This is a genomic window from Actinophytocola sp. (genome assembly GCF_035762905.1).
In the GTDB taxonomy this organism is placed as follows: Bacteria; Actinomycetota; Actinomycetes; order Mycobacteriales; family Pseudonocardiaceae; genus DASYTH01.
This window is the reverse complement of the sequence record NZ_DASUCC010000020.1, coordinates 1-11,226: the sequence shown is the minus strand read 5'-3', so window position 1 is coordinate 11,226 and position 11,226 is coordinate 1. Positions and strand designations below refer to the sequence as shown.

Here is an 11,226-nt window from a genome sequence, read left to right as displayed (position 1 = left end):
CCACCCCGACCCCCAGCCCCGAGGAACCCCAACCCCCGATCCCCAGCCCCGAGGAACCGCACCCAACCCCCGATCCCCGGGGGGCTATTCCCGAGTTACCGCTCCTCCAGGCACCCGAGTTCCCGGGCCCAGCACCCGAGTTCCTGGTTGAGTCAGCCGAGTTGCTGGCTTGGGCAGCCGTGTTGCCAGGTGCGGCGCCTGAGTTCCCGGGTCCAGCTCCCGAGTTCCTGGTGTGGGGTAGTCGAGTTGCTGGCTTGGGCAGCCGTGTTGCCGGATGCGGCGCCTGAGTTCCCGGGTCCAGCTCCCGAGTTCCTGGTTGGGTCAGCCGAGTTGCTGGCTTGGGCAGCGGAGTTGCCAGGTGCGGCGCCTGAGTTCCGAGGTCCAGTGCCTGAGTTCCTGTTGGGGTGGCCGAGTTCTTGGTTGCGGCAGCCGAGTTGCCGGCTCGAGCAGCTGAATTCCGGGGCCAGCGCCCGAGTTCCGGGTTGGTGCAGCCGAAATGCCGGATCCAACATCCGAGTTCCTGGTTGGGCCAGCCGAGTTGCCGCTCGGACAGCCGTGTTGCCAGGTGCAGCGCCTGAGTTCCGAGGTCCAGCGCCCGAGTCCTGGTTGGGGCAGCCGGTTGCCGGATCCGGCCCCACAGCCGTTGGGGGGCGGGGCTGGGTCAGCGGCGGCGGCTGCCCTTGACCTTCTTCAGCATGGCGCGGACCCGCTGCAGGGCCTGCTCGGCGTCGGTGTCGAACGGGGAGTCGTGGACCATGTAGGTCCAGGTGGAGGTGGGGCGCATGAGGCCGGCGGTCTCCATGTCCACGCCCGCCTCGGTGATGGTCGCCGTCTCGAGGGTCTCGGCCGAGCGGGCAGCCACCTCGTCCGGGATCTTCTTGAACGCCGGGATCGCCGCGCGGTGGAACTCGTCGATCGGGGTCTCGCGGGCGAGGGCCCGCAGATGGATGGTCTCGCGGACGTCGGAAAGGAACGCCAGGTGCTCGGTCCAGCACCGGTCCAGGTGGTAGAGCATGATCGTCCGCGCGACGTCCTCGAGGACCGCGTCGTCCAGCGTCTCGGTGAGGTCGGACCAGCGGTCCCCGCTGATCGACGCCAGCTCGGTCTCGGCCAGGTCGGTGCCGATCAGCTCGTTGCGGTACTCGAGCAGCACCCCGCGCTGGTGCTCGATCAGCCTGGTGTACCGCCAGGTGTTGCGGTGCACCTCGAGGTGCACCCCCTCGGACACCCGCTGGGCGTGCTCGATGAACCGCCGCGACGTGGGGTCGATCAGCCGGCCGTCCTCGTCCGGCTCGTCGCCCGCGGTGGCGTCCGGCGCGTACACCTGGACCAGCTCGTCGGACAGGGCGGCGAAGATCACCGACCCGCCGGGGTCGCCCTGCCGGCCGGCTCGCCCGCGCAGCTGGTCGTCCAGTCGGCTGCTCGGGTACCGGCCGGTGCCGATCACGTACAGGCCGCCCAGCTCGGCGACCTTCTCGTGGTCGGCCGAGTCCTTGCCGCCCAGCCGGATGTCGGTGCCCCGCCCGGCCATCTGGGTGGACACGGTCACCGCCCCGAACGCGCCTGCCTCGGCGACGATCGCCGCCTCCTGCGCGTCGTTCTTCGCGTTCAGCACCACGCACGGCACGTCGGCCTCGGCCAGTTTGCCGGCCATTCGCTCGGACTCGGCCACGTCGGCCGTGCCGATCAGGATCGGCCGGCCGGTCGCGTGGGTGGCCACGATCTCGGCGATGATCGCCGCGTCCTTGGTGCTCTCGGTGGCATAGATCCGGTCCGGCTCGTCCTCCCGGATGCACGGCGTGTTCGGCGGGATCACGGCGACCCGCAGCTGATAGAACTCGCGCAGCTGCTCGGAGACCGCGACGGCGGTGCCGGTCATGCCACACACGATCGGGTAACGACCGACCAGCCCCTGCACGGTGATCGAGTCGAGCACCTCGCCACTCTCGGTGGGCGCGAGCCGCTCCTTGGCCTCCACCGCCGCCTGCAGCCCGTCCGGCCACCGCTGCAGCAATGCGATCCGGCCGCGCGAGGTGTTGATCAGGTGGACCTTGCCGTCCCGCACGATGTAGTCGATGTCCCGCTCCAGCAGCGCGTGCGCGTGCAGAGCCGCGTTCACCGCGGCCAGCCGGTCGCTGTGCTCGCCGGAGTACAGGTCGATGCCGCCAAGTGCCTTCTCCACCACCTGGGCGCCGCGCTCGGTCAACCAGGCGTTGCGGCCGTCCTCGTCGCGCTGGTAGTGGGTGCCCGGCTGGAGCACCCGGACGATCTTGGCGACCTCCGGGTCGGTCTGGTGGTCCGCCGTCGAGCCGGCCATCACCAGCGGCACCCGCGCCTCGTCGACCAGCACCGAGTCGGCCTCGTCGATGAGCACCACGCCGGGCTCGTCCTGCACCGGCCCGTCCGGCCCGTCGGCCGAGGTGCACAGCCGGTCGCGCAGCACGTCGAAGCCGATCTCGCTGACCGAGCCGTAGGTGATGTCGGCCGCGTAGGCCGCGCGCCGCTCCTCGCGGGTCGAGGTCTGGTTGACCCAGCCGACCGTGACGCCGAGCAGGGCGTACACCGGGCGCATCCACTCCGCGTCGCGTTGCGCCAGGTAGTCGTTGACGGTCATCACGTGCACCGGATGCCCCTGCAGGGCGTAACCGGCCGCGGCCAGCGCGCCGGCCAGCGTCTTGCCCTCACCGGTGGCCATCTGAACGACATGCCCGGCGAGCAGCTCCATCATGCCGATCAGCTGGACGTCGAACGGCCGCTCGGACAGCCCGCGCCGGGCAGCCTCCCGGCCAAGGGCGCACAGCTGGACGATCTCGGTATCGTCGAACGCCTTGCCGGTGTCCTCATCCGAACGGCGCAACTCCGCCGTCGCGGCGGTCAGCTCCTCGTCGGTGAGCTTCTCGACCCGGCTCTCCCGCCACGCGATCGACTTCAGCACCTTGTCGTAGTGCGAGAGGTCTACGGTGGCCGGACGCTCGAGGAATCGCTGAAACCCACCTTTGACTCGCCGCAGGAACGCAGCCACCCGCGGCCACCTCCTCGCTCGAACAACGGACCCTGCACGGTAACGGTGCACCATGGTGGATGAGTTCCGCACCCTGCGATGGCACTATCACGAGCGTGACCAGGTCCCTGCGCACCATGCCCCTCTTATGGGCCATGGTGCTCGCGCTCGTCGCCTCGTGCACGACAACCACCTCCGGTAACGCGCTGGCTCCGGACATCGAACAGCGCGGGCCGACCGGACCCGTGCCCGGGGGTCTTGACCGGTTCTACGGGCAGTCGCTGAGCTGGGGTGACTGCGAGCCGTACGCCGCGACGGACAGCGACCGAGAGGTACTGGGTTCCGACGATGTGCAGTGCACTCGGCTGACCGTACCGCTCGACTACACCAAACCGGACGGCGACACGATCACCCTCGGGGTGTCCCGCCGGCCGGCCGGGGACAAGGCGCGCCGGATCGGGTCGCTGGTGATCAACCCGGGCGGTCCGGGCGCGGCCGGCCTGGCCACCGCGGCCCGGCTGGGCGGCGGGGCCGAGGACAGCGAGCTCGGCCAGCGGTTCGACTTCGTCGGCTTCGATCCGCGTGGGGTGGGGTCGAGCGAGCCGACGGTGCGGTGTCTCACCGATGCCGAGCGGGACGCCGAGCGGGCCGACGACGACGAGCTGGACGCCTCCCCGGCGGGGGTGGCCAAGCTGGAGGCGGACCAGAAGGACTACGCGACCAAGTGCGCGGAGCGGACCGGCAAGGGTGCGGCGATGCTGGCCAACATCGGCACCCGGGACGTGGCCAAGGACATGGACGTGCTGCGCTCGGCGCTCGGTGACGAGAAGCTGACCTACCTCGGCTACTCGTACGGCACCCGGATCGGCAGCACCTACGCCGAGACGTTCCCGAACAACGTGCGGGCGATGGTCCTGGACGGGGCGCTGGATCCGAACCAGGATCCGATCGAGGAACTGGTGGCGCAGGGTGCGGGCTTCCAGAAGGCGTTCGACGACTTCGTGGCCTGGTGTGTGCAGCGGCAGGATTGCGCGCTCGGCCAGGACCCGGCCAAGGCGCTGACCGAGTTCCTGGGGCTGGTGCGCCCGCTGGGTGAGCGGCCGGTCGACGTCGGGGACGGCCGCAAGCTGTCCTACTCCGATGCCATGACCGGTGTGATCCAGGCGCTCTACGCCGACGAGCTGTGGGAGTACCTGAACACCGGATTGACCGAGCTGAAGGGCAACAAGGCGCAGACGCTGATGCTGCTCGCCGACACCTACCTGGAGCGCGGGTCGGATGGGCGGTACTCGACCACGCAGGACGCGTTCACCGCGATCCGGTGCGTGGACGACCCTCGGGTGACCGACAAGAACGTGGTGCTGGAGGCGCAGCGCCGGTACAAGGCGGCCGCGCCGTTCCTGGACGACGGCAACCCACCGACCAGCGCACTGGATGCCTGCGCGTTCTGGCCGGTGCCCAACACCAGCCAGCCGCACCTGCCGCAGATCGCCGGCCTGCCTCCGGTGCTGGTGGTCTCCACAACCAAGGACCCGGCGACGCCGTACGAGGCCGGGGTGAACCTGGCCAAGGTGCTCGGCGGCGGGCTGCTCACCTTCGAGGGCACCCAGCACACCGCGTTCCTGCAGAGCAACCGCTGTGTCGACGATGCGGGCACGCGTTACCTGGTTGACCTGCGGCTTCCGGAGACCGGCACCCGCTGCTCGTAGATCAGCAGGGCGAGCAGCGCCGCGGCGGCGCACACCACCGAGGTGATCAGGAAGATCTCGCTGTACTCGGTGAGCAGCGCGTCGTCGACCGCCCGCAGGTACTCCGCCATCGCCTGCTCGTACTGCTCGGGAGACATCCCGAACGGCAGCGGCGTCGGCAGGTCCGCGGTCAGGCTGTGGAACCGGTGCAGGCCCCACGCGGACAGCGCGGCCACCCCGACCAGCATCCCGGTCATCCGAGCCACCACGACCGCGGCCGAGGCGACCCCGTGCTGGCTCGCCGGCACCACCCGCAGCACCGCGGCGGACAGCGGGGCGATCACCAGCCCCAGCCCGAGCCCGGCGATGACCAGGTCGGTGTCCAGCCGAGGCAGCGTGACCGGCCCGAGGACGTGCGGGGTGGACAGCACCTCCACCGGCCAGCGGGAGATCAGCAGGTAGCCCAGCCCGGCGACGAGCATCCCGGCGAAGGCCACCCAGCGGTCGCCGAACCTGGCGGCCAGCACTCCGCCGAGCAGCGCGCCGACCGGCAGCGCCACCAGGAACCGCAGCAGCAGCAAGACGGCGCCCGCGTCGTCCCGGTCGAGCAGGCTCTGCGCGAACAGGTCGATGTCCACCAGCGTGACCATCAGCGCGGCGCCGGCCGCCAGGCTGACGCCGAGCGCGGCGAGGAACGGCCGCAGCCGCACCCCGGTCGTGTCGATCAGCTTCGTCCTCGCCCGCACCTCCCAGAGCACGAACGCGACCAGCACCATGCCGGCCGCGACCAGCATCGGCAGGCCCCACGGTGGCAGCGCCCGGGTCTGCGGCTCCGGGTTGTACAGCCCGACCACCGTGAGCCCGAGCGCCACGGCCAGCAGCACGCCACCCGGGACGTCGACCGGGGCCGGCCGGACAGCGGCGTCCCGCCCGCGCACGGTGAACTGAACGGCGACCATGGCCAGCAACGCGAGCGGCACGTTGACCCAGAACACCCCGCGCCACCCGACGACGGCGGCCAGCGCGATCCCGTACAGCGGCCCGAGCACGCTGCCCAGCTCCTGGGCCGCGCCAACCGCCCCGAGCACGGTCGCCCGCCTGCGCTCCGCCCACAGGTCCGCGGCCAGGGCCATGGTCACCGGCAGCAGGGCCCCGCTGGCCACGCCCTGGATCACCCGCCCGGCGACCAGTGCGGGCAGATCGTCCGCCGCGGCGGTCAGCACCGAGCCGGCGATGAACCCGGCCAGACACACCTGCAGGATCACCTTGCGGCCGAACCGGTCCGACGCCTGGCCGAGCAGTGGCATCGCCGCCACATAACCCAGCAGGTAGCCGGTGACGATCGGGGTGATCCGCTCCAGCCGGTTCACCGGAATCTCGAGATCGTCGATGATCTGGCGGAACACGCTGATCACCACGTAGGTGTCCAGCGCGCCGAGCAGCACCGCCAGCCCGCCGGCCCCGATGGCGATGGACCGGCGGTGTCCGGGTTGGCTCACCTCAGGCCGGAGCGGTGATCGTGACTGGCTTGTCCACATCGGACAGTGTGACGTCCACGGAGGCCGGCTTGTCGTCGGAGCCCGGCACGGCCACCGAGGCCTTCACCGGTTGCTTGTTGTCCTCGCGTAACCAGAAGGTGATGTCCACATCGGAGTTCACGCCCGGCACGAGCCCGGACACCACGTCCTTGCTGGCCCGGCCGGTGACCTTGTAGGTGGACGCGCCCTCGGTCGACTCCTTGGCCTCGGTCTTCGGATTCTGCACGTTGGCCAGTACGTTGGCGATGCCCTTGTCCGGGTTGAGGATCGCCGACGGGTCGTAGAGGTTGGTGACCAGCGCGGCCGGGAGCTTCTGGTACCCACCGGTCGGTCCCTTGATGTAGACGCTCCGGTCGACCAGCACGAACTCGCCCTCGAACAACTGGCCGAGCAGGTCCATGTCGACCGTGCCCTTGGCCGCGCCGTCCTTGGTCAGGTCGCCCTCCGAGCTGTGCACCGGCAGCCCGTCGATCGCCCCGTTGACCGTGAGCGTGAAGTGCGCACTCTCGATGTCCTTGCTGGCGGCCGCGGCGTCGCGGAGCAGCCCCCCGGCATCCGGTAACGAGGAACCACCTGCCGGCGGGTCGTCCGAACACCCCGTCGCGACGACGGCGACGGTGGCGAGCCATCCGAGGAGGATCCGACGCAAAACCATGCGCGCATCGTATGTCCCGTGAACTGAGAAGGGGCTGTGATGCCGGAACTGCCCCGCGAGTCCCCGATTCCAGCAACCGAGTCGCTGGTTCGCGACCCGCTCACCCGGCCCGGAAGGTCTTGCGGTAGGCCAGCGGCGACACGCCGATCGACGCCCGCAGATGTGCGCGCAGCGAGGCCGCCGTGCCCAGCCCGGCGTCGGTCGCCACCCGGTCCACCGGCAGGTCCGTGGTCTCCAGCAGGTGCCGCGCGTGCCGCACCCGCTGCTGGATCAGCCAGGTGCCGGGGGACATCCCGGTCTCCGCCCGGAACCGCCGGCTGAACGTCCGCACGCTCATCCGCGCGTGCCGGGCCAACTCGGCGAGGTCGAGCGGCGCCGACAGCCGGGTCAGCGCCCAGGCCCTGGTCGGCGCGGTGCCCTCGGTGCCGGGGTCGGGCACGTGCCGCTCGATGTACTGCGACTGCCCGCCGTCGCGCCACGGCGGCACCACGCAGTACCGGGCCGCCCGGTTGGCCACCTCGCTGCCGTGGTCGATGCGCACGACGTGCAGGCACAGATCGATGCCCGCGCCGAGTCCGGCGGAGGTGAGCACGTCACCGTCGTCGACGAACAGCACGTTCTCGTCCAGCAGAACCCGCGGGTACAGCTCACGGAACGCGTCGGCGTACGCCCAATGGGTGGTAGCCGGACGCCCGTCCAGGATGCCCGCTGCGCCCAGCACGAACGCCCCGGTACAGATCGACATCAGCCGGGTACCAGCCGGGATCAGCGCGAACGCCTCGGCCAGCCGGTCCGGCAGGGTGCCGTGCCGGCGCGGCCCGGTGATCTGGGTGCCGGGCACGATCACCGTGTCCGCGTCGGCCAGCGCCTCGCTGCCGTGGTCGGGAACCATCGTGAATCCGGAGCGGACCGTGACCGGCTCCCGGTCCAGGCCGCAGATCCGCACGTCGTAGAGCGGCTCACCGGCCCCGTCGGTGGCCGCGCCGAACAGCTGCGGTGGGATGGCCATGTCGTAGCCGATCACTGGATCGAGTGCCAGCACGACCACACGATGCGGTGCCATGGCCAGATCCTTTCACATATTGGCGATCAGGCCACTCGTCCGCCAGGTGCCGATGATTGAAGCTGACCCGGTGACCGAGCTTCTCCAGCGGGGGATCCCGCGCGTTCGCCGCCCGCACTGGGCCTGGATCGTGGCCGCCGTCGCGTTCGTCACGCTGATCGGTGCGGCCGGCTTCCGGGCGGTGCCGAGCGTGCTGATCGACCCGCTGCACGAGGAGTTCGGCTGGTCCAGGGCCACGATCGGCTCGGCGGTGTCGATCAACCTGGTGCTGTTCGGGCTGTTCTCACCGTTCGCCGCGGCGCTGATGGACCGGTTCGGGATGCGCCGGGTGGTGGTCTGCGCGCTGCTGCTGGTGTCCGCCGGCTCGGGGCTGACCGTGTTCATGACGGCGAGCTGGCAGCTGCTGCTGTGCTGGGGCGTGCTGGTCGGACTCGGCACCGGATCGATGGCGATGACCTTCGTCGCGACGGTCACCAGCCGCTGGTTCGTCCGGCACCGCGGCCTGGTCAGCGGCATCCTCACCGCGGCGGGGGCCACCGGTCAGCTGATCTTCCTGCCGCTGGTCGCCGTGCTCGCCACCGAGCACGGCTGGCGCACCCCCGCGGTGGTCGTCGCGGTCTCAGCGCTTGCCGTCGTGCCGCTGATCCTGCTGTTCCTGCGGGACCACCCGGCCGACGTCGGCACCACCGCCTACGGCGCCGAGGGCGAGATCGAGGCACCGGTGCCGGCCACCGGCAGCAGCATCGCCCGGGCGCTGCGCACGCTCCGCGAGGCCGCCCGCACACCGACCTTCTGGCTGCTCGCCGGCGGGTTCGCGATCTGCGGGATGTCCACCAACGGCCTGGTCGGTACCCACTTCGTCACCGCCGCCCACGACCACGGCATGCCGCACACCACGGCCGCGTCGCTGCTCGCCCTCGTCGGTCTCTTCGACGTGGCCGGCACCGTGCTCTCCGGCTGGCTCACCGACCGGGTGGACCCACGCCTGCTGCTCGGCGGCTACTACACCCTGCGCGGGCTGTCCCTGCTGGTGCTGCCGTCGCTGTTCGCCCCGGAGACCCAGCCGAGCATGTGGGTGTTCATCGTGTTCTACGGACTGGACTGGATCGCCACCGTGCCGCCGACCGTGGCCCTGTGCCGGGAGCGGTTCGGCGTCTCCGGACCGGTGGTGTTCGGCTGGGTCTTCGCCTCGCACCAGATCGGCGCGGCGATCGCCGCGGTCGGCGCCGGCGCGATCCGCGACTCGCTCGGCGACTACCGCCTGGCCTGGTATCTCGCCGGCGGGCTGTGCGTGCTGGCCGCGCTGATGTCGATCTCGATCCAGAGCACGAGGGTGCCGGAAACATCGAGTTAACACGATCTACCTAGGCTGCCTGCATGGATCGGCAGCAAGAGTTCGTTCTGCGGACGCTGGAGGAGCGGGACATCCGCTTCGTCCGCCTGTGGTTCACCGACGTGCAGGGTTTCCTCAAGTCGGTGGCGGTGGCGCCCGCCGAGCTCGAGGGGGCGTTCGCCGAGGGCATCGGGTTCGACGGCTCGGCCATCGAGGGGTTCGCCCGGGTGTACGAGTCGGACATGGTGGCCCGGCCCGACCCGGCCACCTTCCAGGTGCTGCCCTGGCAGACGCCGGAGGGCCACCACTACTCCGCCCGCATGTTCTGCGACATCGCCATGCCGGACGGCTCCCCGTCCTGGGCCGACCCGCGACACGTGCTGCGCCGCACGCTGTCCAAGGCCAGCGAGGCCGGGTTCACCTGCTACGTGCACCCGGAGATCGAGTTCTTCCTGCTCACCGACCTGCCGGCGGACGGGCGCGAGCCCACCCCGGCCGACAACGGCGGGTACTTCGACCAGGCCAGTCACGCCACCGCCGCGCACTTCCGGCGGCATGCGATCGAGACGCTCGAGGCGATGGGCATCTCGGTGGAGTTCAGCCACCACGAGGGCGCACCCGGCCAGCAGGAGATCGACCTGCGTTACGCGGACGCGCTGACCATGGCCGACAACGTGATGACGTTCCGGTACGTGGTCAAGGAGGTGGCGATCACTCAGGGCGTGCGGGCCTCGTTCATGCCCAAGCCGTTCACCGACCAGCCCGGCTCCGGCATGCACACCCACCTCAGCCTGTTCGAGGGCGATCGCAACTCGTTCTACGACAGCGAGGATCCCTACGAGCTGTCCGCGAGCGGCAAGGCGTTCGTCGCCGGGCTGCTCCGGCACGCCCGGGAGATCTCCGCGGTGACCAACCAGTGGGTCAACTCCTACAAGCGGCTGATCGTCGGCGGCGAGGCGCCGACCGCGGTGTGCTGGGGGCACGCGAACCGCTCGGCCCTGGTCCGGGTGCCGATGTACTCGCCGGGCAAGGCGTCCTCCCGCCGGGTGGAGATCCGCAGCCTCGACTCGGCGTGCAACCCCTACCTGGCGTTCGCGGTGGTGCTGGCCGCCGGCCTGAAGGGCGTAGCGGAGGGCTACGAGCTGCCGCCGGCCGCCGAGGACGACGTCTGGTCGCTCACCGACGCCGAGCGCCGGGCCGCCGGCTACGACAACCTGCCGCAGAACCTGGGTGAGGCGCTGGCCGAGATGGAGCGCTCGGAGCTGCTCGCCGAGACCCTTGGCGAGCACGTGTTCGATTTCTTCCTGCGCAACAAGCGCAACGAGTGGGACGCCTACCGGCGCAGCGTGACCCCGTACGAGCTCCGTTCCCTGCTGCCCGTGCTCTGAGTTGGCCCATAGATCGAATCGTTTAGGTCACATTTTCCGCTCGACGGTGCGCCGGGAACGGGTCGCAACCGGGACCGACACCGCGCCGAGTCTCGGCTTCCACGGGGCTCTGACCAGCCGATTTGACTTCATTCCGGAACGTGGCCTAACTTTTCATCGCGCCACGTACCGCGCCGAACCCGCTGGGAGTAGCGACCCCGGCCTGTTCGGCGGGAAGCCAGGCCCCTGATACAACAATCAGTGGCTTGACTCCCTCCGGGCCGCGGGGGTTGACCCTCCGAGGCGGACCGGGTAGAGTGAACGGGTTGCCTGAGCAAGGAGTCACCGCCTGAAGGGCGGGTGCTTCGCTCGGCGTAAGATCAGGAAAACTACGAGATACCTGCCCCTCTGACTGTGCTCAGTAGCTTGAGTGCATGACGGGTGCGCGTGTGTTGTTTGAGAACTCAACAGTGTGCCGATTTAAGCCAGTAGAGCTTTATGTTTTGTGAACCTTTGTTGGTTCTTTTTGAGTTGGGCTAGGTTTTTTTGGAGAGTTTGATCCTGGCTCAGGACGAACGCTG

7 protein-coding genes are annotated in these 11,226 nt (G+C 70.1%); 3 read left to right on the top strand and 4 right to left on the bottom strand.

The annotated features are described in order from the left end of the window. Positions 1 to 661: 661 nt before the first annotated feature. On the bottom strand, positions 662 to 3,022 hold the full coding sequence (gene secA2 / locus VFV67_RS02600; RefSeq protein WP_326466902.1) for an accessory Sec system translocase SecA2: 2,361 nt from the start codon (positions 3,020 to 3,022) through the stop codon (positions 662 to 664). 134 nt (positions 3,023 to 3,156) lie between these two features. On the opposite strand from secA2, the gene VFV67_RS02595 reads away from it, so the two are divergent. Next, positions 3,157 to 4,710, top strand: a complete 1,554-nt coding sequence (locus VFV67_RS02595) for an alpha/beta hydrolase (RefSeq protein ID WP_326466903.1) — start codon at positions 3,157 to 3,159, stop codon at positions 4,708 to 4,710. Here the strand turns inward: VFV67_RS02595 and VFV67_RS02590 are convergent. From VFV67_RS02590 to VFV67_RS02580, 3 genes are all read right to left on the bottom strand, one after another. Beyond that, the gene (locus VFV67_RS02590) at positions 4,662 to 6,188 is read right to left on the bottom strand and encodes an MFS transporter (protein WP_414636156.1); all 1,527 of its coding nucleotides are present in this window, start codon (positions 6,186 to 6,188) and stop codon (positions 4,662 to 4,664) included. The two genes, VFV67_RS02595 and VFV67_RS02590, sit on opposite strands and share 49 nt — an antisense overlap. Position 6,189: 1 nt before the next feature. Continuing rightward, positions 6,190 to 6,882 carry an LppX_LprAFG lipoprotein gene (locus tag VFV67_RS02585; RefSeq protein ID WP_326466900.1) on the bottom strand — a complete coding sequence of 231 codons (693 nt, stop codon included), beginning with the start codon at positions 6,880 to 6,882 and terminating at the stop codon, positions 6,190 to 6,192. Between the two features lie 100 nt (positions 6,883 to 6,982). After that, positions 6,983 to 7,945, bottom strand: a complete 963-nt coding sequence (locus VFV67_RS02580; RefSeq protein ID WP_326466898.1) for a GlxA family transcriptional regulator — start codon at positions 7,943 to 7,945, stop codon at positions 6,983 to 6,985. 52 nt (positions 7,946 to 7,997) lie between these two features. On the opposite strand from VFV67_RS02580, the gene VFV67_RS02575 reads away from it, so the two are divergent. Continuing rightward, positions 7,998 to 9,299 carry an MFS transporter gene (locus tag VFV67_RS02575; protein WP_326466896.1) on the top strand — a complete coding sequence of 434 codons (1,302 nt, stop codon included), beginning with the start codon at positions 7,998 to 8,000 and terminating at the stop codon, positions 9,297 to 9,299. A gap of 23 nt (positions 9,300 to 9,322) precedes the next feature. Next, a complete protein-coding gene (gene glnA / locus VFV67_RS02570) occupies positions 9,323 to 10,666 on the top strand; it encodes a type I glutamate--ammonia ligase (protein WP_326466895.1) in 1,344 nt (447 codons plus the stop codon). The last annotated feature ends 560 nt before the right edge of the window (positions 10,667 to 11,226 follow it).

Coding starts and splice junctions, on each gene's coding strand:
- VFV67_RS02580 (WP_326466898.1), bottom strand. CDS start 7,945: ATGGCACCGCATCGTGTGGTCGTGCTGGCACTCGATCCAGTGATCGGC.
- glnA (WP_326466895.1), top strand. CDS start 9,323: ATGGATCGGCAGCAAGAGTTCGTTCTGCGGACGCTGGAGGAGCGGGAC.
- VFV67_RS02595 (WP_326466903.1), top strand. CDS start 3,157: ATGGTGCTCGCGCTCGTCGCCTCGTGCACGACAACCACCTCCGGTAAC.
- VFV67_RS02575 (WP_326466896.1), top strand. CDS start 7,998: ATGATTGAAGCTGACCCGGTGACCGAGCTTCTCCAGCGGGGGATCCCG.
- VFV67_RS02585 (WP_326466900.1), bottom strand. CDS start 6,882: ATGGTTTTGCGTCGGATCCTCCTCGGATGGCTCGCCACCGTCGCCGTC.